Annotated in this window: 21 protein-coding genes and 2 pseudogenes; 11 read left to right on the top strand and 12 right to left on the bottom strand. The window is 41.9% G+C overall.

What is annotated here, in order from left to right; all coding sequences use genetic code 11:
• Window positions 1–433 precede the first annotated feature (433 nt).
• The 4 genes from QQK21_RS19605 to QQK21_RS19590 form a co-directional block, all read right to left on the bottom strand.
• Window positions 434–1,141, bottom strand: coding sequence for a class I SAM-dependent methyltransferase (locus tag QQK21_RS19605; protein WP_284193857.1), 708 nt, complete (start codon window positions 1,139–1,141; stop codon window positions 434–436).
• Window positions 1,131–1,769, bottom strand: a complete 639-nt coding sequence (locus tag QQK21_RS19600) for a hypothetical protein (protein WP_284193856.1) — start codon at window positions 1,767–1,769, stop codon at window positions 1,131–1,133. Before QQK21_RS19600 ends, QQK21_RS19605 begins: the two co-directional genes overlap by 11 nt.
• 120 nt (window positions 1,770–1,889) lie before the next feature.
• A complete protein-coding gene (locus tag QQK21_RS19595) occupies window positions 1,890–2,825 on the bottom strand; it encodes a 5'-nucleotidase (RefSeq protein WP_284193855.1) in 936 nt (311 codons plus the stop codon).
• A 545-nt stretch (window positions 2,826–3,370) separates the two neighbouring features.
• A complete protein-coding gene (locus QQK21_RS19590) occupies window positions 3,371–4,234 on the bottom strand; it encodes a DMT family transporter (RefSeq protein ID WP_284193854.1) in 864 nt (287 codons plus the stop codon).
• A 103-nt stretch (window positions 4,235–4,337) separates the two neighbouring features.
• Here QQK21_RS19590 and QQK21_RS19585 point away from each other — a divergent pair, with 103 nt between their 5' ends.
• Together QQK21_RS19585 and QQK21_RS19580 are read left to right on the top strand one after the other, a co-directional pair.
• The gene (locus tag QQK21_RS19585) at window positions 4,338–5,231 is read left to right on the top strand and encodes a LysR family transcriptional regulator (protein ID WP_284193853.1); all 894 of its coding nucleotides are present in this window, start codon (window positions 4,338–4,340) and stop codon (window positions 5,229–5,231) included.
• A gap of 479 nt (window positions 5,232–5,710) precedes the next feature.
• Window positions 5,711–6,946, top strand: a complete 1,236-nt coding sequence (locus tag QQK21_RS19580) for a hypothetical protein (protein WP_284193852.1) — start codon at window positions 5,711–5,713, stop codon at window positions 6,944–6,946.
• Window positions 6,947–7,064: 118 nt separating this feature from the next.
• Here QQK21_RS19580 and QQK21_RS19575 read toward each other — a convergent pair whose 3' ends face one another.
• The gene (locus tag QQK21_RS19575; RefSeq protein WP_284193851.1) at window positions 7,065–7,688 is read right to left on the bottom strand and encodes a bifunctional 4-hydroxy-2-oxoglutarate aldolase/2-dehydro-3-deoxy-phosphogluconate aldolase; all 624 of its coding nucleotides are present in this window, start codon (window positions 7,686–7,688) and stop codon (window positions 7,065–7,067) included.
• A gap of 156 nt (window positions 7,689–7,844) precedes the next feature.
• Window positions 7,845–8,387, bottom strand: coding sequence for an outer membrane beta-barrel protein (locus QQK21_RS19570; RefSeq protein ID WP_284193850.1), 543 nt, complete (start codon window positions 8,385–8,387; stop codon window positions 7,845–7,847).
• 431 nt (window positions 8,388–8,818) lie between these two features.
• On the opposite strand from QQK21_RS19570, the gene dld reads away from it, so the two are divergent.
• Window positions 8,819–10,525, top strand: coding sequence for a D-lactate dehydrogenase (gene dld, locus QQK21_RS19565; protein ID WP_284193849.1), 1,707 nt, complete (start codon window positions 8,819–8,821; stop codon window positions 10,523–10,525).
• On the opposite strand, the gene QQK21_RS19560 is transcribed toward dld, so the two are convergent.
• Window positions 10,522–11,484: a LysR family transcriptional regulator gene (locus QQK21_RS19560; protein ID WP_284193848.1), complete on the bottom strand. Its 963-nt coding sequence runs from the start codon at window positions 11,482–11,484 to the stop codon at window positions 10,522–10,524. The two genes, dld and QQK21_RS19560, sit on opposite strands and share 4 nt — an antisense overlap.
• 103 nt (window positions 11,485–11,587) lie before the next feature.
• Between QQK21_RS19560 and QQK21_RS19555 the strand changes: the two genes are divergently transcribed.
• Complete coding sequence (locus QQK21_RS19555; protein ID WP_284193847.1) at window positions 11,588–12,937, top strand: MATE family efflux transporter; 1,350 nt, start codon at window positions 11,588–11,590, stop codon at window positions 12,935–12,937.
• Window positions 12,938–12,960: 23 nt separating this feature from the next.
• Window positions 12,961–13,425 carry a hypothetical protein gene (locus QQK21_RS19550; RefSeq protein WP_284193846.1) on the top strand — a complete coding sequence of 155 codons (465 nt, stop codon included), beginning with the start codon at window positions 12,961–12,963 and terminating at the stop codon, window positions 13,423–13,425.
• Window positions 13,426–13,434: 9 nt separating this feature from the next.
• Here the strand turns inward: QQK21_RS19550 and QQK21_RS19545 are convergent, their stop codons facing one another.
• Window positions 13,435–13,938 carry a GyrI-like domain-containing protein gene (locus QQK21_RS19545; protein ID WP_284193845.1) on the bottom strand — a complete coding sequence of 168 codons (504 nt, stop codon included), beginning with the start codon at window positions 13,936–13,938 and terminating at the stop codon, window positions 13,435–13,437.
• A gap of 337 nt (window positions 13,939–14,275) precedes the next feature.
• On the opposite strand from QQK21_RS19545, the gene QQK21_RS19540 reads away from it, so the two are divergent.
• Genes QQK21_RS19540 through QQK21_RS19530 form a run of 3 tightly spaced genes read left to right on the top strand, consistent with a single transcriptional unit; the run spans window position 14,276 to window position 15,737 of the window.
• Window positions 14,276–14,782, top strand: coding sequence for a helix-turn-helix domain-containing protein (locus tag QQK21_RS19540; protein ID WP_284193844.1), 507 nt, complete (start codon window positions 14,276–14,278; stop codon window positions 14,780–14,782).
• Window positions 14,769–15,089 carry a hypothetical protein gene (locus tag QQK21_RS19535; RefSeq protein WP_284193843.1) on the top strand — a complete coding sequence of 107 codons (321 nt, stop codon included), beginning with the start codon at window positions 14,769–14,771 and terminating at the stop codon, window positions 15,087–15,089. The genes QQK21_RS19540 and QQK21_RS19535 overlap by 14 nt, the downstream gene beginning before the upstream one ends.
• Before the next feature lie 3 nt (window positions 15,090–15,092).
• On the top strand, window positions 15,093–15,737 hold the full coding sequence (locus QQK21_RS19530) for a queuosine precursor transporter (protein WP_284193842.1): 645 nt from the start codon (window positions 15,093–15,095) through the stop codon (window positions 15,735–15,737).
• Between the two features lie 216 nt (window positions 15,738–15,953).
• Here the strand turns inward: QQK21_RS19530 and QQK21_RS19525 are convergent, their stop codons facing one another.
• The 4 genes and pseudogenes from QQK21_RS19525 to QQK21_RS19510 all read right to left on the bottom strand — a co-directional run.
• Entirely contained in the window at window positions 15,954–16,745 is a 792-nt protein-coding gene (locus QQK21_RS19525; RefSeq protein ID WP_284193841.1) for a hypothetical protein, read from the bottom strand.
• 152 nt (window positions 16,746–16,897) lie between these two features.
• Complete coding sequence (gene pheT, locus QQK21_RS19520; protein WP_284193840.1) at window positions 16,898–19,285, bottom strand: phenylalanine--tRNA ligase subunit beta; 2,388 nt, start codon at window positions 19,283–19,285, stop codon at window positions 16,898–16,900.
• Window positions 19,286–19,303: 18 nt separating this feature from the next.
• Window positions 19,304–20,287 (bottom strand): phenylalanine--tRNA ligase subunit alpha, encoded by a 984-nt coding sequence (pheS, locus tag QQK21_RS19515; protein ID WP_284193859.1) that lies wholly within the window; start codon window positions 20,285–20,287, stop codon window positions 19,304–19,306.
• A 344-nt stretch (window positions 20,288–20,631) separates the two neighbouring features.
• Window positions 20,632–20,908, bottom strand: a pseudogene (locus QQK21_RS19510) (IS110 family transposase); the annotation flags it as partial.
• A gap of 307 nt (window positions 20,909–21,215) precedes the next feature.
• Here QQK21_RS19510 and QQK21_RS19505 point away from each other — a divergent pair.
• The 3 genes and pseudogenes from QQK21_RS19505 to QQK21_RS19495 all read left to right on the top strand — a co-directional run.
• The gene (locus QQK21_RS19505; protein WP_284193839.1) at window positions 21,216–22,631 is read left to right on the top strand and encodes a coniferyl aldehyde dehydrogenase; all 1,416 of its coding nucleotides are present in this window, start codon (window positions 21,216–21,218) and stop codon (window positions 22,629–22,631) included.
• 34 nt (window positions 22,632–22,665) lie between these two features.
• Window positions 22,666–23,109, top strand: a complete 444-nt coding sequence (locus QQK21_RS19500) for a hypothetical protein (RefSeq protein ID WP_284193838.1) — start codon at window positions 22,666–22,668, stop codon at window positions 23,107–23,109.
• A 68-nt stretch (window positions 23,110–23,177) separates the two neighbouring features.
• A pseudogene (locus tag QQK21_RS19495) lies at window positions 23,178–24,158 on the top strand (sulfatase-like hydrolase/transferase); the annotation flags it as partial.
• Between the last annotated feature and the right edge of the window lie 6 nt (window positions 24,159–24,164).

Below are 24,164 nucleotides of genomic sequence, written 5' to 3'. Positions count from 1 at the left end.
CATAAGCTGGATCAACCACTTAAGGAATTAGTTTATGTGTCCAACCATTGGGGTCCACTTCTGGGGTCAGGTCTTGCCTTTTGCCAATCATTAGCTTTTATATATCAAATCTAACCGATGATCTTTGCTCAAACTTCGACCTGTAACCCACTTCGGGGCATTTCTATGTTGTATGCCTCTTCAGAACATATCTGGACAATTCCACGTTACGATTTCTGGTGAATGTCGGACTTTCGGATAAATTTGGTTAGGGCAAAATGAAAGACCTGACCCCAAACATTCGTTCGGCTTATAACCAATTTTTCGATACTCAATATGAGCTTTAGAAGTCACTTCATCGTCCAAATATCGCCGAAACTGACCAGCAACATAACGCCCGCATTTACGGCTGTTTTGGAGCGCAGCTGAAAATCAGTCTGACAACATGTGTTTATTAGAGTTTTTTGCAAGTAAACACACAGTATCGTGGGAACTCCCATCTAGCACCATATTTTATTTGTATATCATCTTCTGGATAAATTTCATCAAAGCCATCAATAGCGAAATCAGACTTAACAAGCTTATTGAAGTACTCTGATAACGGCCTGTGATGATATGGCACTCCACTGATCGTATTTTGTGGATCTTTAGTGATTGTAAATGACACATTCTTGAACATTGGTGTCATATAGTTATACTCATCTCCGAAAAAACCCTTATATTCATTATAAAAACAGGGGTGCGGGATTGAAAAAATAAAATGACTGTTAGTTTTCAGGTGTTTCCCGATTGATTCAAAAAACTTAGTAAGGTCATCAACAACATGTGCAACAAGGTGGGTAAAAGCGAGCTCATATAAAGCATTTTTCTCTAATTCGAATGAAGCACAGTTCAACAACCTCACACCCGTTAAAGACAATACGTCTTTTGCTACCCTATACATTTCGGCAGAAGGCTCTATTGCTGTAACAGAAAATCCTAATTTAAATAATTCTTTGGAAATATGGCCAGTACCAGCGCCCACTTCCAGCACATTTCTAGGTGAAAGACTCTTAATTCGACTTACTAAAAGTGGCTTAAAGACTTCATTGAATGTTAAGTCTGCTCCTGACTCAATTTGCTCTCGACGTATCTGCGCTGAATTGCACCACCTATGCGGCATTAGACAACTCCTTGGATTTTCTAATTATGTCTTTCGCCATTGCAATTATTTGGGGGCCAGAATTGTTGTCAAAAATTGTAATCTCGTGGTCAGGATGAACACCACGAGCAATGGCGAGCTTTTCAGCGCCGCTACGGTCTCCGTTCACTAATGTAAACCTAGCTTCAGGTGATACACTTTCTCCTGTGACAATAAATGATGCACCTTTCAGGTTTTCTCTAAGTACCTCTGGGACTTCATTTGGCGTGATAATTTCAATGCGAGTACCGTTTTCAATTTTTGATTGAAAAATTGATATCAGTTTATTATCACCTACTAGCCAAGAGACTCTGTTACTCACAACCGTTGCGCTAGTGCCCGCAGAGATAAAACTTTCCATGAACTTAAGGGTATCTTTTGGTTCGTTATCAGTTTGTGTGTCCGGAAGATACTTCATCCCTTTTTTGGCAAGCATGACGATCACGGCAACTACCTCTATAAGTACAGACCCTATTAGCCACTCTAAATGGGGGAGTTCTTTCGCTTCAGAGAAAAACCAAGTATAACCGACACCTGCTAGCGTGATAACAGCGGTTAGACCTGTAATCCCTAGAAAAAGATAAAGCGTATGCCTTACGAGGTTTTGCATTTCATTCCTTTAATGATATTGGTACTCAAACGTAAAGTTTAGTTGAAAAAGATATGGCGCCATATTTGGGGGGACAAAATTCGTAACATATATTTTATCGACTGAAGCGCGTTGTCTGTGCTAACTGTCACCATTATTGGCTACACCAAATGGAATATGAACCATTGGGATATCACCAGCTCGTGATTTAAGGTGGCTTTTTTGATCATCAAAAAACATGTGAGGCTTCAACCTAGACAAAATGCGATCTTTCTCCATACCACCAAGGAAAAATATCTCATTTGCTTCGACTCCCCAATGTACCAAAGTTGTAATAACTCGCTCATGTGACGGTGCATTACGCGCTGTCACTATTGAAATTCTTAAAATACGTTGATAACCACTATCTTTTTCGACCTCTCTATCTTCGAGTTTTTGCATAAAAGACAATTTTTTGAATAGGTCAGCCAAGGGGCCTGGCTGATGAGGTATGTGTGAATTAGCTACCTCATATGCATGAAAGTCATCTAGTTTACCGTCTTTTTTAAAAACACGTTCAGATGCATCATCAGCAATCACAGCATCGAAGTCAAAAGCGACCCTCAGCTCATCCTCACCTTCATCATTTATATTTTCATTGGGTAAGACCACTCCAGCGGGGTAACCCGCATCAATAGCATTCTTTACATCTTCTTCATTTGCGGACAGGAATAGAGACGCATTGAATGCTGGAACGTATTCAAATGGAGATTTCCCTTCCATAAACGCAGCTCTAGTTATATTTAAGCCATAATGCTGTATTGAACGAAAAACTCTTTTCCCTGTCGCTGCTGAGTTTCTTGATAGGAGCACCACTTCTACTGGTTGCTGTTTTTCAAAATGGTTATTGATATTTAAAAAACGCTTGATAAACGGAAAAGCTACTCCTTTGTGTAGGACCTCATTTAAATGAGACTCTTGGTACTCTTTGTAAGCCTTTGCACCGTCATTAACGAAAACAGAATGTGACTCAGACAAATCAAACAGAGCACTAGATGAAACCGCTATTACTAACTTTCTTTCTATTGGATATGGCATATAGTCTCCTTTGCGCACAGCAGTATCTTTTAACCAGACACATTCCATACAAAACTGACAATATATTCAGTTATTAGGAAATATAGGTCAAATGATGACAAAGAAATGTGCAACAAATCTGAGGCTGGCTCATTTTGGGGCAAAAGCCAGTTAGCGCAGAACTGGTTTCGTGAGTTAAAACTATAAAAGACTTCATTTTATCAAGGTTTTGCGGGGCTATTCGGTATACATATGGTGATTGACTAGTCCTCCCCTCATCATTAGCGATCAAAGCCCCTGCCTATTCGACCTTTCACGGAACAAAGCCAGTATTAAGTGTGAGTTTTACCTCGATACCAATAGGTGTCAGCTAGACCAAATCCGCACCAAACTGTTAAATTGATTAATAGAAACCTAAACTATTGATAAACACACAAACTGAATTTGCATACTCATGCTGCTGTACTTTGTGCTGGAGGTTAATATGAAGATGAATCTACTCACAAAATGAAAGACCTGACCCCGAGCACTTTTTACAAAAGGTTTGGAATACTTATATTCCTGATTTACGTTGCTCTGACGGGAGAGCTCTTTTTGTTTATATTTGCCAAAAAGAATAGGGGAAGAATGATGATGGTAGATCCAATAATAGTCATCAAATCCGGTACCTCGTTGAACATAACGATCCCAACAATAATAGCACTCACCAACCCGCTGTATTCTGCAGCGGCAATCTTATGGCTTTCAACAGCACGATAGGCCAAAATACCAAAGCCAGCGTACACAAGAATAAAAGTTGTCGATGCTGCTGCTGGCCAGAATAAGTCAAATTGAATCGTAGCGTTTTCCCATGTTGTGGCTATCAGAGCACTGGGTATTCCAACTAAATTGGTCATAAATAGTGTTTGGGTTACAGATTGCTCCTTTGGCAATTTTCTGATCAACAGATTATTAATCGCGAGATAAAATGCGACAAGCAACGCCGATATCGCCGCCCAACTGAGCTCTGTTGGGCGTATTACAATGAGTACACCGATAAAACCCATGATGACGGAAACTATAGAGAAACGAGAGATCGTTTCTTGAAAGAAAAGTGATGCGAACATCAACATGATCAAAGGTGCTGCATAAAAAATGGCACTGGCCGTCGCCAGCGGTAAGGATGTTAGAGCAATCACGGTAAAGAACATGCCTATTAGCCAGACATGCCCTCTAAGTATATGCCACCATATCCCAACCTTGAAATTCTTAGCTGGTGAGCCATAACACCAAGGGAGTAATATTACTACTGCGGTTATTTGTCGAAATAGAATAAACTGAAAAATAGAATCATTGTTTCCGATAGTTTTTACCATTGCTTCAGAGAAAATTGAGCTTAGGTTACCGGCAACTAATAGCATTAGTGCTAACCCCGTTGAAATCTTACGCATTCACTTACCTCTAGGTTGATTTTTGAACGTTAGATTGAAGTCTATGGCTATCTGTTTATGATGTATAATGATAAATATTTCATTAGTATGAGATTTTTTTATAATGAAGCTACCACCAATGCGAGCCATTCAATATTTTGAATCTGTTGCTCGCTTAAACAGTTTCTCAAAAGCTGCCGAACACTTAAACGTTACCCAAAGTGCTGTTAGTCACCAGATAAAATTACTAGAGGATTACCTTGATGACCCCTTGTTTGAACGCCAAGGTAGAAAACTGTCACTGACAGAAAAGGGACAACGGTATTATGAGGAAGTGGGCGATGCTTTGATGAACATAGCACGCGCTAGTCATTGGTTCAAAGAAGGTGATCGGGGGCAAGTAAAACTAGCTGTGTATAGTTCACTAGCCGTGAAATGGCTTATGCCGAATATCGGGGCATTCCGTCAATCGCACCCCAACATTGAATTGACGTTAGAAATGTTTTCTGATCACCCGAATTTATCCGATGACGTTGCCGATTGTTTTATTTTAGCCTACGAAGCAGGAAAAAATTATCATTCAGAAAAACTCTACAATGAAGTAATCTACCCAGTGTGCTGCCATAAAATATGGCAGCAGCTCGAAAGCCTTCCTTTGCCTGAAGGTTTATGGCAATTTCCCTTGCTCTCTGTACAAAGCATGATGCCGAGTAAGAAAAAAGGGGAAGATTGGAAACAATGGTGTGACCTGGGAGGTTTTTCTTTACCTAACACGGCTCGTCTACACCACTTTAGTCATATGATTCTGGCATCGGAAGCAGCGAGGTATGAGCAAGGTATCACTTTTATAAACCCTTATTATATGAATGAAATTGATCGGCAGTTTTTAATACGAATACCTATGCATGAACTACCAACTGGGGATAGTATCTATTTTGTCTGCAAAAAAAAACGTGTGAGACAACCAGAAATATTAGCTCTTAGTCGCTGGTTAAAGAGGTTGTGTGTTGGGCACTGATCTCTTGTTAACGATTTGAAGTCCAATGGAACAAAAACGTACACTAAAAAATGTGAGGGGCGAACCATATATTGCCTTTTGCCAATCATTAGCTTTTCTATATCCAATCTAACCGATGATCTTTGCTCAAACTTCGACCTGTAACCCACTTCGGGGCAATAGTTAGCCAGCGCAGAACTGGTTTCGTGAGTTAAAGCTATAAAAGACTTCATTTTATCAGGGTTTTGCGTGGCTATTCGGAATACATATGGTGATTGACTAGTCCTCCCCTCATCATTAGCGATCAAAACCCCTGCCTACTCGACCTTTCACGGAACAAAGCCAGTATTAAGTGTGAGTTTTACCTCGATACCAATAGGTGTCAGCTAGACCAAATCCGCACCAAACTGTTAAATTGATTAATAGAAACCTAAACTATTGATACACACACAAACTGAATTTGCATACTCATGCTGCTGTACTTTGTGCTGGAGGTTAATATGAAGATGAATCTACTCAAGCGGTTCATTAAAGATAAAATTTTTGGAAAGACGTCCCAATCTGCTAGAGGGGTTCAAATTGCTGAAATGGCCGATGCTCGAATGGGCGCTATGTACATGCTGGCCAGTACAGAAATAACCAAAGTCGCCACCATATCCAACGCCCACTTTTTTAGTGCTTTTGTCGTGGGTACAGAACCCTTGTCAGATTTTAAGCAAGCGGCAGAAAGCCTCATAAGCAACACAGAAACAATGGCAAAGTTGAAGAAATCCAAAGCCGCAAAAAAGCTATCTAAAGCGGTCAAAAAAGCATCTGAAGTAACCACTGCGATGAAAAATAGCTTAAAGGAGCTGTTTGCCGATTTTTTCCGTACCTTACTTGATAAAGTAAAACATATTTATGGCGACTTGCTTCATGGGATAGAATGGCTATCCGAAATGGGCGCTTTTTTGATCAGTAAATTCGCCGGAACCTTAGCGAGTGTTGTTCCTGGATGGGGGCACGTGCGAGGCGCATCGGCTCTCTATTCTGACGTCAAAAAATCAGTCTTAAAATCGCGAGATCTCATCAGCCAAATCTATCAAGGACGAGGCGTTGAACTCTTGGGTGGTCATCCTAGTATTATATCGAGAACCCTCGCCCGCCACTCGGCAGCTGGTGCTCTTGGTGGCATCAAAGACTTTACATTAAGTGTTGCTGGAATTGCAGGTGCAACGGCTGTGGGTGTTGGTTCGCTGGTCAGTTTTATCATCAGTGTATTAGAGCGCATTATTAAATTGGTCGACTTTTTTGTCCAACGTTCACTACTGCAAAATACTTTAAGTCGCGCCAAAAAAGAATGGCTAAATCGCACATCTAATGCCAGTATGCTCAATGATCACAAGATGTTTTCAGAGTGGTTCCAAAGCGCGGTGGTAACAACCCCCATTATTGCTGCACTTGTTATGGGCAGTGGATTTGTCGGCCATCCCTACCGATTTGCTCAGCTCCTTACCCCGAAACTTGAAGCCGTCTCACAGGGCGAATTTGATAAAGCGGTCGTCTATATAGACAAGTTGAAATCGCTATCAACCAAATACGTACAAGAATATGTCGGCAGCTATAAGATCGATTTTTCCAGTACCGATGGCGTAGTAAACGCACGATTAAATGAACTCAAAAAGGGCAAAGGGTTACTCGATGGGCGCGAGTTCGCAGTACAAGCATCGCCTCAGTATCAGACCACCTCTGTCTAATTTTTAAAGCGAGCAACGTGGCCTTATGCGTAAGCGTAACCAATGAGACTACAAAGTTAGTATCAGTAGAGATATTTGCTCTTTAACTAAACTTCATTTTGTAGTGCGTTTTTTATAGTCAGCGGGTTACCGTGGACGCTTGCTTAACAAGATCTCCAATTTCGTGCCAGTCCCCTTGGTCAATTAGATTAGGTGGAACCATCCATGTCCCGCCACAGGCCAGCACAGAATCGATAGCAAGATAAGCATCAACATTGTCGATACCTATCCCACCGGTCGGCATAAACTTAACTGGGTAAACCGCTGACAGTGCCTTGAGCATAGCGGTGCCACCAGAGGGTTCGGCTGGAAAGAACTTCAACGTTTTAAGCCCAAAATCCATCGCCTGCTCGACTAAACTAGGATTGTTGACCCCAGGGATGACAGTGACATTGTTATCCAAACAGTACTGCACCGTTTTGGGGTTAAAACCAGGGCTAACGATAAAGTCAGCGCCCGCCTCTACTGCGTCATCCACTTGCTTTATGGTCAACACGGTACCCGCCCCAATTAACATATCCGGATAGGTCATTCGAAGCTGATGGATCGCTTGCGCAGCACAATCTGTACGAAATGTGATTTCTGCACATGGCAAACCATGCTCAATAAGTGTCCGCCCCAGAGGAATCACATCGTCTAGGTTGTTGATGGCAATAACAGGAATGATTTTCAGCTTAGCAAGTTGCTGCTCTATGGATGTCATAGACGGACTCTCACACTAATAGACAGGGTGTTAACAGTTTAACTCATAGTGTGAGTTGAAGTCTTGAGTGAAAGCAAACTCGATTTCCATTGCTATTAAAATGCTAAAGGCGTCGTGTTAGGTCATACCCAACAACTTTTGATGTAACCGGCTAGGTCAAAACCTAACGTTTATCCCTGTAAACACCACATCTGATTCAAAGTCATTAGCCAAAAAGAACTTTCGGTATTCCAAATTTAATCCCACATGGCTAAAAAATATTAAATCCGCACCAACGCCGTAGTAAGGATGAGTACCTGTGTGGGAATCGGTACGTTTTGCACCACCCGCTGGCGTATACGTTTTTTTGACTTCTGAATAATTCGCCCCACCTACCGCATAAAAATCAAGGAATGACATGGGAGATATCACCGCTTTCAATCCGGCAAAACCCGTCGAATAGCTAACTTCTTGTTCCGTTGTCCCAAACACGGCAGATACCAAATTACTTGTCATACCTTCAACACCTGCATAGCCAATCTCAGCGGCAAAATTGGGATGAAATTGATAGGCATAATCGATTTTGGCCGCAAAACCTGAATCACTCCAATTATCTGGCCCCTCAGTCCCACCGTACCCGACTGCTAAACCAAGTTGATGATTGGCAGCATAAACCGTCGAAGATAATAGTAAAGGTAATAGAAACAATGATTTTTTCATCTTGATGCTTTCTCATAAAACGCTAGTGGCCAAACACATTACATTAATCAACCATGAACTGGTATGACTTCTTTGTATGACTTTGTCAGCACTCTGTATAGAAATATGGTTCATATTTGCGGTAAGCAACTTGGGCCTATTACTTCACGCCTTTATATGAAGTGGCACAACAAAAACCATTGTTCAACAAGAAACTTAGGCCCGTTACCTAGAAGATTACATTCATTTAGGAAAAAAACATTGTCATTAGGTTGACTAATTTTCTGAACAAACTCGATATAATTCATTGATATTGAAGAAATTAGAAAATAATTTCCGGTCTTATCCACAAAACCATTCATTATTGCTCTAAGTATTGCGGTGGTGTGGTTTAAATTTCAACTTTAGACTGTCAAAAACTAAAACGTCTAAACTGCAAGTTAAGGAAACCTATGGATAAAATAGCGTTAATTCAGCAATTTATCGATATTGTTGGGAAACAACACGTATTAACCGGTGAAAAAAAAACCGAGTACTATCGTTCCGGTTTCCGGTCAGGTAGAGGGAAAGCGCTTGCGATAGTTTTTCCAGCTTCTCTTATTGAGCAATGGCAGCTATTACAAGCGGCCGTTCAATCCAACTGCATCATCATCATGCAGGCGGCCAAGACAGGACTCACTGAAGGCTCTGCACCCAGTGGCGAAGACTATGATCGTGAGGTCGTTGTGATCAACATCATGCGCATCAATACCCTTCACCTGATCGACAATGGCAAACAAGTAGTGAGCTTACCCGGAGTGAGCCTTCACCAATTGGAAAAGAAACTCAAATCAGTCAATCGAGCCCCTCATTCAGTGATAGGTTCTTCGTCTATTGGCGCGACTGTGGTCGGCGGCATCGCGAACAATTCCGGAGGCGCTCTTGTAAAACGAGGACCAGCTTACACTGAACTTGCTCTCTTTGCTCAAGTAACACAAGAAGGCAAATTGGAGCTGGTCAATCATCTAGGGATAGAGGGTCTAGGCGACTCGCCAGAGGAAATTCTGACCAATCTTGAACAAGGCAATTTTACCTCTGAAAATGTAAAACACACTAATGCAATGGCCTCAGATAAAGAATATGAAGCTAGAGTTCGTGATGTGGATTCGGACATTCCATCTCGTTTCAATGCAGACTCAAGGCGCCTATTTGAAGCCAGCGGATGCGCTGGAAAACTCGCTGTATTCGCCGTGCGTGTGGATACGAATCCTGTGCCTGAAAAGGAACAGGTCTTTTATATCGGCTGTAATGATCCAAACAGGCTAAGCAAGCTTAGACGCGATATGCTGAGTCAATTTGAACATCTCCCTGAAATGGGTGAGTATCTGCACCGAGATATATTTGACCTTGCTGCGAGCTATGGTAAAGATGTATTTCTGTCTATTCACCATTTGGGTACTGAACGACTGCCAAAATTCTTCTCTCTCAAGGCCAAGATAGAAGCCATCCTCAAGCGAATTCCCTTTGTTTCTGAAAAACTACCAGACCTTGCTATGTATTGGCTGAGTAAGTTATTTCCTCAGCATCTACCACAACGCATGTTGCAATTTAGGGACAAGTACGAGCACCATTTGATTCTTAAAATGAGTGATGGCGGGATTGAAGAAGCCAAAACCTATTTAGAAGAGAAGTGGTCGAGTTACACAGGTTGTGACTTTTTTATCTGCAGTGATGAAGAAGGCAAAAAGGCTCTGCTTCATCGCTTTGCCGCAGCGGGCGCTGCCATGCGCTATGAAACCGTACATTCAAATGATGTCGAGGACATCCTTGCACTCGATATCGCACTGCGTCGCAATGACATTCATTGGGTTGAGCAGCTACCTGAAGAAATAACAAAAGACTTAGTTGTTGCCCTCTACTATGGGCATTTTATGTGTCACGTCTTTCACCAAGACTATATTTTCAAAAAAGGGGCTAACACCAAAAAGATTAAACAAAAAATGCTCGAACTACTGACTCAAAAAGGCGCTAAATATCCGGCTGAGCATAATGTGGGGCATCTCTATGAGGCTGAAAAACAGTTGCAAAAGTTTTATCATTCATTAGATCCGACCAATACATTTAACCCAGGTATTGGAAAAATGAGCAAATATAAACGTAACTGTAGTTGTTGCAATTAACAATAAGGCAACTCTACTTTGGTACTATCCCAACCAAAACTTTTGCACATTGCTTTGAGTTGACCCAATTCACTTTGGGTTTGCTCAACCAACCAATCGTGAATTTCATCGATGACAGAACTTCGGTTAGGTTGGTAGCAGAAATACTGCCACTGGCTGTGCTGCAAAACCACATCGTCGGGACATTTAAGAAACTCCCTATTGAGCTCCGGTAACACCAATAAGAGGTCAGTCACTGTGACTCCTTGACCAGCTAAACACGCACTCAGCGCCAAATCTAAGCTATAGAAAACCGTATCTCTACGTCTCTTGGTTCCTTGAAGATTTGCTTTCGTTAACCAATATTTCCAATCTTGATGATCGAGCGTCGAATGCAAATGAGGTAAGGTGAGCACATCTTGCAGCGGAATATTATGTTCAGATAGCGATTTTGCGTAAACCGGTGCCATATATTCTTCACGCAAAAACGTCACCCCTTTCTTACCTATGTATCGCTCTCTTTGGCAGGTATTTACTATCAGCAAATCGCAGTCTTCTGTCTCCAGATCGGGGCTTTCCTCGATGGAGGGTATAATAACAATCTCGTACTCAGGGTACCTTTCATTTAATCGGACAACTTGCGGCATCAACGTTCTAGTGGCATAACTGAGCGCACTTTTTATTACGATTCTTTGCTTGTGCGTGGTAGACCATTCTCTAAACAGCGCATCAAGTTCACGATAGTGACTATTTAACCTTTGATACAGATCTCGCCCTTTCTCTGTTAAGGCTATCGCTCTATGTCTACGCACCACCAATAAAACGTTCAAATCATTTTCCAGCTGCCTCACCTGCCGACTCACAGCACTTTGAGTTACGTTTAATTCTTCCGCAGCCTTAGTGAAGCTCATCAAACGCGCAACACATTCAAAAACTTTAAGCCCATTGTGTGAATAGGGAAGATATTGATAACCAGACATTGCTTTCTCACATGATCTCAACTTATGCAAGGATGACATAAATATCATTTGAACGCCAGACAGTAAAAGCATACCTTATGTACATTCAGACACGAGGCATACAATGAAAAAAATTCTCTCCTTGGCATTACCACTAATCATTTCACAGCTGATCACCATGGCGTTGGTTCTAACTGATGTTTGGATGATGTCGCAGCTAAGTGTCTCTGCGCTAGCCGCGGGTGGATTGGGAGCCTCAGTGTATAGTTTTGTCTTTATCATCGCGAGCAGTTGCGTGGGTTGCGTTGCAAACCTGATTGCTATTGCATACGGCCAACGAATAGCAAGACCAGTGTTTGGCAACCAGCAAATTCGCTTTGCGATCAAGGGAGCAGTCATGCTGTCGTTTATTCTTACGTTGGCGCTCACATTCAGTTTTGGCTACTTTCCTAACTTACTGCTTGTGGCAAATCAGCCTGAACCGTTGATTGAGCCAGCAATGAGCTATCTCAATACGTTAAAATGGGCCATGTTACCCTCACTCATTTTGCTTGTACTTCGTGGTCTAACCAGCGCTCTAGGTAGCACTCGATCTATTATGGTTATGTCCCTTTCGACAGTTTTACTCAACATTCCTCTGAGCTATTTGTTCGCGTTCACCTTTGAGCAAGGCCTTGCGGGCCTCGGTGCGGGTACTGCGCTTTCGTCTTTTCTCGTAATGCTAGGTTATGGTTACTGGGTATTTAAACGGGCAGAATATCGTTCATTTTCTCCATGGCTGAACATAGAAGAGTACTCTTTATCTTTGCTCAAGCCTCTATTGTCACTTGGCATACCCATTATGATTGCCTCATTGCTTGAGCACGGACTCATCTATGGCGGCACTCTAATGGCTGGAGCGATCAGCATCGCAGCACTAGCCCTGCATCAGATCCTTATTCAATGCCTAAGCTTTACTTGGAATATAAATTTTGGATTCTCTCAAGCTGCAGCCATTCTGGTTGGCCGAGATTTTGGCTCAAGTAACTTTGATGGCATTAAACATACGGTAAAGCGCAGCTTCTTTATTACGACGATACTCAGCGCTCTACTAGCTGGGCTTTTCATTGCTTGGCCAGAGGTCATCACTGTACTATTCAATCTCGATACACAATTATCCATACTTTTAATTAGCGTGCTTTGGGTCGTGGCGTTATCATTCGTTGTTGATGCATGGCAGTTGCTGGCAATCAACCTACTTCGCGGGATGAAAATAGTCGTAGGTCCCACTTTTGTTACTGCTGTAGGTTATTGGCTATTTGGTTTACCTGCGGCTTGGTTACTGCTTCATGATCACGGTTTAGCGGGAGTTTGGGGTGGTATAGGTATTGGGCTTGGTGTTTCTGGTGTACTATTGCTCGTGCAACTTCTTTGTGCAATCCATAAATATAGAAGCATACATTCTAATGCTAACAACCCAAGTTATGTATCCTAGCTATAGAACTGATAAGATTAATCGTGACAGATATTGACATTGAACTTGACCACATTTTTCTCGAAGCCCAAGCGCAGCGATGGACGTGTATAGAGCGCTTCCTTTTCAGTTACTTTTGCTTTCGAGAAAACTACCTGACAAGCAAAGGTAAACCCGACTGGGAAAGCGCACGCCATAATTGTATGCGTTCTTCTCGAGTGACGACTATCGAAAATGGCGTATTAGAGCCCTTCGTACCTCATAGTGTAATTATCGGTGAAATAAAACGACATTGTCGCGATGGCTCACTGACAAGGCAAGCTCTCAAACGTATTCTTAACCAGTTACTAGATTATGCTTTAATTGCCCCGCAGGACAAAGCGGCTCTAAAGGCCGCTAGGTTAAATGAAGCTATGCCTACAGATTGGTACCATAGCGCTAGCAGGCCTGTTTTTCAGCGGCTTGACACTGTGAATATTACATTAGTGCCATCCAGAGAAACACGGTGAAACGAGACTTCAGAATCCGTTGATGGCAATACAAATTTCAACCGATTGCTCGTCAAGGTAACGTTCATAATCGTACGTGTATGCCCGCTCATGCGGACAGTCACTATTGCCAAAATACGACCAAATTTCTCCCCACAAGCCAATGACCGTTTTGGGCATTTCTCCTTTAGCGGTGAATACTAAGTACTGCCCAGCAGGAATATGCACATGTTTTGCCCCTTCTAAACGGTCAGCGGAGAGCTCTGTTGCTCCTACGCTAATGTCATATTGGCCTTCAGCATCCGACTCATAGTTGCTGTATACCCCATAGACACATGACTGCTCACCCAAGCTTGGTACTGCATGTTGATAAAAGTGCTGCCAAAGGGGGGCTATTTTCGCCGTAGTCGGTTCTAGCTCATCTGCATTACAAGTTCGAGCAGTAAAGCCTGTTACTGTAAATTCTTCCAAAGAACGAGCTTCCATTGTGATGAAATCCTCAGTTAATATTTTAATCGCTATATTTTCAATCATTATGAAAATACCAGCAATGCCACTGTGAAGCTACTAAATAAATTTATACCGTTTTCTACAAGGATAAAGGAACTATATACTTATACGCCCCAATCCTATTGATGATAGACAAAATTAACTATATCTATGCTCATTGGGTGCACATACTTACAAGCTATATTGACAAAAATTATCATTAATAAAACAAACCGTTTATATGATAAATTATTACTGGATAATTTGTAAGAAAACATTAGAATCCAATAAAAATTATAAGATCACATAATGTTAGAAATAGATTAATAATCGTTCTGACAAACTTTAAACATGAATGTTATCACACTTTGGCTAGATTAGAATGATAGATAAAATAATAAGACTTATAACAGATAGTAAACATGATACTGGCGGTGTAAAATTTCTCGCTCAAGAAATGGGAATAAAGTACAGCACCTTGTATAGCCTGTATTCAGGAAAAAATAGTAATCCAACCATTGAAACGTTAGGGAAAATTTGTAATTACTATAACATTACTTTTTCTGATCTTTCGGATGATACCGCCCCTCCATACCATTTTGAGCGCCTGAATAGTGACATCGTAACTCTGTCTGAACAGACAGATACTGATATATACATCAAAAACAATTCACTGATAGACAGTTTGCCCAAAAGTAGCCAATTAATTTTTGAAAAATTTGTGCCTCCGCTAAAAAATAAAAATCACTATATCTGCACTACTCAGTCTGGAGATGTAGTCCTTAGAAAAGTGATAGAAGAAGACCATAGGCTTATTTTCATATCTTCTAATGGAGTCATTCACGAAGATAGTTATCCAATTATGCAACTGAAAAATGTCAAAATTTAACGTATTTAAAATAAGGAAAAAACGTTCCAATTTATATTCCATTGACGGATTAGTGGGGTTTATAGGTAAAGAAATGTTCCATCATGCCTACATTGATAGGCATGATGTTGGACTTCACAAAGGAAGGTACTCGATTTCTGACAAGCGTATCAAAGCCGTTAATATACAAGATAAAACCGTAGAAATGGTGATTTCTGATATTCCTGTGAGCGTATCAATCAACAGTTTACTGAGGCCGTCTATCAGGAAAAAGCTCAAGATAAATAACGAAGATTTCATTGCGATTTATCATATTATGGAGCGATAATACGTGAAAATCACTGAAGCTGCGACTTTGCTCGCTACTCTTGGTCTTTCCTGCTTTCTTACCGCTTCGAACCTTTCAGCAATGAAAGTGGTGGAAGTATATAATATTCATTTAACCGCTGGTTTTTTTACCTATCCATTTGTCTACTTTTTCTCAGCTATAATTATTGCAATTCGCTCACCAAGAGCCTATTACCAATGTATCATTATTGCTTATATTGGCTATCTTACTTTTATTAGTTTAATGTATTTGTCTTCAATAGCGCCTGGATTAGAAATAGAGTCAAACTTAAATCAAAGCTTTAACTCAATATACAGTTTAAGCAATTATCGAGTCTACTTATCATCGCTTTGTGCTTACTTTATTTCTATGTTTCTTTTTGGAGTATTATTTTCATCTTTGAAAATAAAAAGTATTGCATATAGAATAACGGTATCAACATTTATAGTCGCTTTAGTCGATGTGAAATTATTTCTAACTTTAGCTTTCTTTGGTGTCAAAGAAAATAACTTATTATTCAGTATAATGCTATGGTCTAGTATTACTAAACTAGTAGCACAGCTAATTTTTATCCCCCCAACCATTTTTGTTATTAATGCTATTAGAAATAGGAGTGAGTACTACGTAGGAAAAAATGAATATAGGTAGAACTATAATAGTCCCAGTTGTAGTCCTGGGGTTGTTTTCTGCCCTATATTCCGTATGAGTTGGCCAACCTATATTTTCTGAAAAATAATCTTTCAAATTAGTTGACAGTATACTGGTGATAAATGATTAAATTCGCTCTTCCAGCAAAAACAGCGAAAGCTTAGAAACTAATCCAGCTCTTAGAGCCAGATTAGATTACTTTCAATGAGGAAATAATTACTGAGGACTTAAAGAAAGTTGGACACTAGAAATATCCACCCATTGTTCTGTTCCAGTATAGTCGTTGGGGTTATCATCGATTTTTCCATCGACTTTCTGACTGAACCCTCCATCTGGGGCTGTGTCTAGGTTATCTTTATCATGTACCGCATAAGCCTTCATAGGAGTAGATAAGTTAATCGATTTTAATATTCGTTTGAGTTCATTAACAATCTCTAATTCCTCTGAACTAATATTTCCTTCAATCGAAAAATTCCTATTAACACGTAGAATTAGCGATCTTTCCGGGGTTTGCCCACTTACTGATTTTTTATAAGACCAAACTCCACCAAGATCTTTGGAAAAAATAGTTCCTTCATCTTCTTCCTCGAAAAAACTTGCATTCGAATGAATGACATAATTTTGGCCACCTTTGTGGTAATAAATAACAAAATCAGCACCATTTTCCCAACTGGTAAGACTTTCATTTTCTGAAAGATTAGCTGCTCCTATGGAAAATTGGTCCTTATCACCAAGTCCGAGACTCGTTGGCTCAAAATCGACACCTAAGTATGAGTGACCAATGGTTTCCTTCCAAGGATTGTTAAAGCTCATTCGTACATCAATATAATCGGTCAAAGAAGAGGTACTTTCCGACTGATAAGTTTGAGTAGATTGACTATCATTAGAACTATCTGAACCACCACACCCAAATAACATTAAAGAGGCTATTGCAAGAGCCACACTTGATTTTTTATACATATTAAATTTTTCTATTATTTTAAAGTTAGAGATAGATATGTGATACAAAATTGTATCCAAGCCTTTTTAATATGAACTTAGTTTTAAATCAACAGGTTTCTCAATTAATACCCATAAACTCAAATACAAGACAGATGCTGTAATTGCCTACAAAAAAACCTGCCTTGTGGCAGGTTTTTTATTATAAGCACTAAGTCTGGTTAATCTCTAAGAGAAGCGCCAAATTTTCCGGAAACATGCGCAACAATAGCATCAACTGCGCCTGCAATATCCGAGTCTTCCAACGTACGTTCTACTGATTGGAGGCTTAGAGCAATGGCAAGGCTCTTCTTGCCTTCCTCTACCCCTTTGCCAACGTAAACATCAAAAAGACGCGCGTCAGTGAGGAATTCTCCCCCTTTTTCAAGGCACGCCGCAACAATATCGCCAGATGCAATTGTGTCATCAACAACCAGTGCAATATCACGACGGTTTGAAGGAAACTTAGAAAGCTGCACCGCTTCTGGGATAACCTTAGCACTGATAGCTGACCACTCGATTTCAAACACAATGGTGCGACCGTTTAGGCCAAATTTACGCTCAAGCTCTGGGTGTACAGTGCCTATTACGCCGACTTCTTTTCCATCAATCATGATTGCCGCCGATTGGCCTGGATGCAATGCTGGATGCTTGACCGCAGCGAAAGAGTAGGCTTTTTCATTCGCAGACAATTCCAGAATCGCTTCAAGATCACCTTTCAAATCGAAAAAATCAACCGTGTTAGTTTCGATATCCCAATGCTCTTCACTGCGAGCACCAGCGATCACACCGGCTAACATAGGATCTTGGCGCATCCCGTTTTCTGCAGACTCACATGGGATGAAACGCAAGCCATATTCAAATAAACGAACACGCGGCTGCTGACGCTTTTGGTTGTGGACAACCGTGTTGAGAAGACCTTGAATCAAACCCAGACGCATCGCTGACATATCAGCAGAAATCGGGAAAGGTAACATCAGAGGCTCAATATCTGGAACAATCAGTTTTTGCTGCTCTGGCTCAACAAAGCTATAAGTAATGGCTTCTTGGAAACCACGGTCTACAAGCAAGTTACGAACACGTTTGAGTGGAATATTCGCTTCTACATGATCGTGCATTTTTAGATCAGCGGCTGGGCTCTGATTTGGAATATTGTCATATCCATAGATACGGCCTACTTCTTCAACCAGATCTTGTTCGATAGCAATATCAAAGCGCCATGTCGGTGCAGTTGCTGTCCAGCCGGCTTCGGTTGTCGCAACCTGCATACCCAAACGCTCCAAAATCTCAACGACCTCTGCATCAGCAACATGATGACCCAATAGGCTATCGAGTTTAGTACGGCACAGTGCAACAGTATTCGGTGTAGGCAAATCGCTGGTTGATTCTACAGCAACCACAGGAGCTACTTCACCGCCACAGATTTCAACCAGCAGCTCTGTAGCCCGCTCCATCGCACTTGCTTGCAGTGCGTAATCAACACCACGCTCAAAACGCATTGATGAATCTGTGTGTAAACCGTAGCTACGAGCACGACCACGAATATGATCCGGTGCGAAGAAGGCACACTCTAGTAACACATCTTGGGTTTCAGACGTTACACCAGAATCTTGACCACCAAAAATTCCCGCAATGCCGAGTGCTTTATTATGATCTGCAATAACCAATGTATCAGCATTCAGTTCCGCTTCACTGCCATCGAGAAGCGTGAGTTTTTCACCCTGCTCTGCCATACGTACCACAATACCAACATCGATTTTGTTCAGATCGAAAGCATGCATTGGTTGGCCTTGCTCTAGCAAGATGTAGTTCGTAATATCAACCACTGGATCGATAGAACGGAGACCACAGCGGCGCAGTTTCTCTTGCATCCAAAGCGGTGTCTGAGCATTAACGTTAACGTTTTTAACCACGCGACCCAAGTAACGAGGACATGCTGCTGGCGCTTTAACGTCAATAGAAACCGTATCGTCAATGGCTGGGGCAACTGGATTAATTGCTGGTTCGGTGACATCCGCACGATTCAGTACACCAACTTCACGAGCTAGGCCTCGAATGCTAAAACAGTCTGCGCGGTTTGCGGTCAGATCAACATCTACTGTCACATCATCTAAGCCCAAGAATTCTCGGAAGTCTGTACCTATCGCCGCATCTTCAGCAAGTTCCATAATGCCATCTGAGTCAACATCGATACCAAGTTCTGTAAATGAACAAAGCATACCGTGAGACGGTTGACCACGCAGTTTTGCCTTCTTAATTTTAAAGTCACCCGGCAGCACTGCACCAACAGTGGCAACCGCTACTTTCAGACCCTGACGGCAGTTTGGTGCACCGCAGACAATATCAAGTAAGTCAGCTTCGCCAACATCCACTTTCGTCACTCGCAGTTTGTCTGCATCAGGGTGTTGACCACATTCAACAACATGACCAACTTTAACGCCTGTAAAAGAGCCAGCGACAGGCAGAACATCGTCAACTTCAAGGCCTGCCATAGTAATTTGGTGAGTCAACTCATCTGTTGAAACCGAAGGGTTTACCCACTCACGAAGCCAAGTTTCGCTAAATTTCATAGTGATGGTTCCCCTAGATTACTTGAACTGTTTTAAGAAACGCAGATCGTTCTCGAAGAACGCTCTTAAATCGTTTACGCCATAGCGAAGCATAGTTAGACGCTCTACACCCATACCAAATGCAAATCCTGAGTATTTTTCCGCATCAATACCTACACTGCGAAGAACATTAGGGTGGACCATGCCACAGCCCAATACTTCTAGCCATTTGCCATTCTTACCTTTCACATCCACTTCAGCTGAAGGTTCCGTGAATGGGAAGTATGAGGGTCTGAAACGTACTTCAACTTCTTCTTCAAAGAAGTTACACAGAAAGTCATGGAGAATCCCTTTAAGCTGAGCAAAATTAACGTTTTCATCAACCAACATACCTTCCACTTGGTGGAACATAGGTGTGTGAGTCTGGTCGTAGTCGTTGCGATAGACACGTCCCGGAGCAATGAAACGAAACGGTGGTTTTCCATTTTCCATTGTGCGAATCTGAACACCTGAGGTGTGCGTACGCAGCATAAGATCTGGATTAAAGAAGAAAGTATCGTGATCAGTACGTGCAGGGTGATCCTCTGCGATATTCAGCGCATCAAAATTATGAAACGCGTCTTCAATCTCAGGACCTGATTCGGTATTAAAACCGAGTTCACCAAAGAACTGTTCAATACGTTCAACTGTACGAGTCACTGGGTGTAGACCACCATTTTCTATGCGGCGACCAGGTAGAGTCACATCAAGAGTTTCAGCTGCCAATTTGGCTTCAAGCTCGGCACTCTGTAATGCATCTTTGCGGGCTGCGATCGCTTGCTGGACAACACCTTTCGCTTGGTTGATCTCTTGACCTGCGCTGCGGCGCTCTTCTGGTGGCAGTTTTCCTAGGCTTTGAAGTTGAACCGTTAGCTCACCTTTTTTACCCAAATACTGAACTCGCACTTCGTCGAGTGCGACTAATGAATCTGCTGTGTCAATCGCAGCGTTAGCATTAGCAATAATCTCTTCTAGATGTTGCATCGTTTCCTCATCTACCTTTTGGTAGTTTCCATAAGGTTTCCCGATAGGGATTTCAGGCTTCATAAATAGCTCTACATAGTAACGAAAGCGTCGACTAAAGCCAATCTGAAATCCGCATTGAGCGATAATTTAGTCCAAGTTTTTTCCCTGTGGGCCATGCTCTGGCGCTGCGACATAGGCTAGCAGCAGAAAAACATGTTTCTGGGAGCGGAACTTATCCCCCAGATGAGCAACAAGTTGTATAAAGTAGAAAGCTGTCTAGAGTTTGATAGAGGTTTATGTTCAGAGTAGATGGGGAGTTGCCAGTGATAAGAACCAATTCGGTTCATCGTTACTATCCTTTATCGAATATAACCAACTCTAACACGCCGAATAACAACGCCTAATTGAGCCTGCTCACTCTTCGGAGAAACGAACCTCATATCGGGTCTTGTAGATGCCTCAGCAATAGCAGCCGCATCGATAAAATCATTCTTATGCGCTTTACCGTAAGATTTTACATATTGAGGAAGCATAAGTCTAACTTGATGCCCGTATTTTTGACACTTTCTTACAAGCCTCCATTGCTATCAATGTTGGTTCATGAGCAGAGATAAACTGTAGCAATTTATCTTTAGATATTTAGTGCCAATGCATAGATCTCTATGCTGTGTTGTCATTATGAAGGAGACTTCGCTTCTGATATATCGCTAGCATCAGCAGAACAAGCAGTCCAAAGCATACCGAGACATAAAATATTCCTTTTTTCCACCTCTTACTTTTCTCCTTGTGAGTGTTGATTCATATTTTTAAGGTAGTTCATATTTGCTGAACTGATTAGAAAATCCCCTTTTTCAGTAAAAACCTCTGACATACAATTGACAATACTTATATAGACCGACCGGTTTGTTTTATTTATTGTGTATGCAAATTAACCACGAGGTGATGTATGAAATATGATCTAACACCAGTGCAAATGGAAAATGCTCTTAGCTCTATGAAGGAAGCATTTACAGCTAACCCGATGCCAAATCAGGCGAGCAGAATCAAAAAACTAATGGGGATTAAGTCCGCGCTAATCGAATATACAGACAAACTTTGCACAGCTGTCAGCCTAGATTATGGGCACCGAAGCCAACTGGATACATTGATGGCAGACATCGTGCCTTGTATCAGCAATATTGATCATACGATTGACTGCCTGCCGCATTGGATGACGTCGTCAATTCGCCACTCCGGCGCTTTGCTTTCTACGTCTCGAGTTGAAGTGGTTTACCAACCTAAGGGTGTAGTTGGGATTGTTACACCATGGAATTTTCCTATTATGCTGTCCGTGGGGCCACTAATATCAGCGTTGGCAGCGGGTAACCGAGCAATGATAAAAATGAGTGAATTTACCCCATACACCAACCAGGTGCTGGGTGAAATGCTCGCAACGGTATTTGATCACAGTGAAGTTCAAATTGTGGAGGGTGAAGCCGATATCGCCGCATCGTTTACGGCGTTAAGTTTTGATCACATGTTGTTTACGGGGTCAACGCAAGTTGGTCGCCACGTAATGAAAGCCGCTGCGGCCAATTTAACACCTGTTACTCTTGAATTAGGCGGAAAATCGCCGGTGATAGTGGCAGAAGACATGCCAATCGATATTACGGTAGAACGCATTATTTATGGCAAAAGTCTGAACAATGGGCAGGTCTGCGTAGCCCCGGATTACATATTGTTGCCAGAAAGCAAAATTGAACAGTTTATTGATGAGTACAAATCTCAGTACCAAAGCTTATTTGTAGAAGGGGTGTATTCGAACAACCTGACCTCAATGGCCAACCAAAGGCAGTACGAACGCGTCATGGCGCTGTTGGATGAAGAACAGCAGGCAGGAACTCGAATTGAAGCCTGCCATAGCGATGCGCTTGATCCTAGTAACCATAGGCTAGTGACCCACTTATTGGTTGAACCAAGTTTGACCTCTACTGTTATGACAGAAGAGATCTTTGGCCCTATACTGCCAATTATCGGATATAAAAATATCGAAGAGGTGTTTTCCATCGTCAATAGCAAACCTCAACCTCTCGCATTATACCTGATGACTTTTGATCGAGACTTGCAAGCGCAAGTGAAAACCAAAGTTCATTCCGGGGGAATGTGTATCAATGATTGTGTGTTCCACTTGGCTGTGGATGACGCACCGTTTGGTGGCGTTGGAGAATCTGGGTTAGGACATTATCACGGTAAAGAAGGTTTTTTAACTTTCTCTCATGCTAAAACCGTAATGGAAACAGGCGTGGACCATAGAGTAAAACACTTGTTTTCAGCGGAAGATAACGAATTGAAATCAGCAGTCATGAATATGCTTAGAAAATAGCAAGTGATTTAAATTAAATTTTAGGTTTATTTATATGTTGGAACGATTTTTTGAAAAAACGATCAAATCCTATTTGATCATCACAGGTCTACTGACTGCCACTGCATTCTCTACGTTTTTGGCACCAGAATGGAGTATGAAAACTTTGTTTTCCTACAGTGACGTCATGATGATAAATAAGGAGTACTTGCAAGGAGCCTATCAGCATTGGGGAGTGATGGTAGGTTGTATCGGTGTTCTGCTCATGTTCTCGGCGAAATACAAACAGCTTAGAACCTCGACAATGATTTACAGCGCGTTCGAGAAATCCATGTTTGTTGGTATTTTCTTGTACAACGTTTGTATCAATGATTACCAATGGTTCTACGGTTGGAGTGGTGTGTTCGCGCTCGATGCGTTCGTCACGATTTATTCGTTGGTATATCTGTATTACTACTTGAATAGAGATAAATCTAAAATGCCAGCGCACCTTCGTTGATCACCTTGTTAAAGATAAGCCCGAGTACTGCGTAACACCATTCAGTTAAGAGATTCTTCTCTTAGAAGTTTGCGCCTCGTAATGTGATTCATGTAAAATCTGATGGCAAAGGGAAACAAACCATTAAAGACGACGGGCCACTGACGATTGAACGGATGAGAACCCTTGATGACGAAGTGAATAAGCACGCTATCGACTTCATTGAAAGAGCAGTCAAGGCCGATAAACCTTTCTTTACGTGGTATTGTCCTTCGAGAGGCCATGTGTGGACGCATTTGTCGCCAGAGTATGAGGCTATGCTTGGAAAAAATGGCTGGGGGCTTCAAGAAGTGGTCATGAAAGATCTCGATGACCATGTAGGGGAGATGTTTGCCAAGTTAGAAGAGCTCGGCGTAGCAGACAATACTATCGTGATATTCACCTCGGATAACGGCCCTGAGATCATGACGTGGCCTGATGGCGGCATGACACCATTCCACGGTGAGAAAGGGACTATCTGGGAAGGGGGTGTTAGAGCACCTGCTTTAGTCAGCTGGCCAGACAAAATCCCAGCAGGCTCTGTGAACAACGGCATATTTGATGGCATGGATTGGTTACCAACGCTAGTCGCTGCAGCGGGAGGTCCTACCGACCTCAAAGAAAAACTACTGAAAGGCCACGATGGCTTCAAGGCCCACCTTGATGGTTACAATCAATTAGATATGCTCACGAAAGATAGCCAATCGAATCGTAATGAAATTTTCTATTATGAGCGTGATAAACTTCAGGCGGTTCGTGTTGGTGATTGGAAAGCCCACTTTGTGGTTCAGAATCATGGATGGAGTGGACCAAAAGAAGAGTTAAATGCGCCTTTGCTTTTTAACCTTCGCCGAGACCCTTACGAAAGGGCGGCGGAAGAATCTGGGATGTACCTAAAGTGGATGGGGCAAAAAATGTGGGCATTTGGTCCTGCGCAGGCAGCAGTGCAGCAACACTTAGCGACCTTTAAAGAGTGGCCGCCTCTCACTCCGGAAATGCCAGCTACAAATAATGGTGGTGTGGGTAACTAACCTAAA

The sequence above is a fragment of the Vibrio zhanjiangensis genome (assembly GCF_030161235.1).
In the GTDB taxonomy this organism is placed as follows: domain Bacteria; phylum Pseudomonadota; class Gammaproteobacteria; order Enterobacterales; family Vibrionaceae; genus Vibrio; species Vibrio zhanjiangensis.
This window is presented reverse-complemented; position numbering and strand designations above follow the sequence as displayed.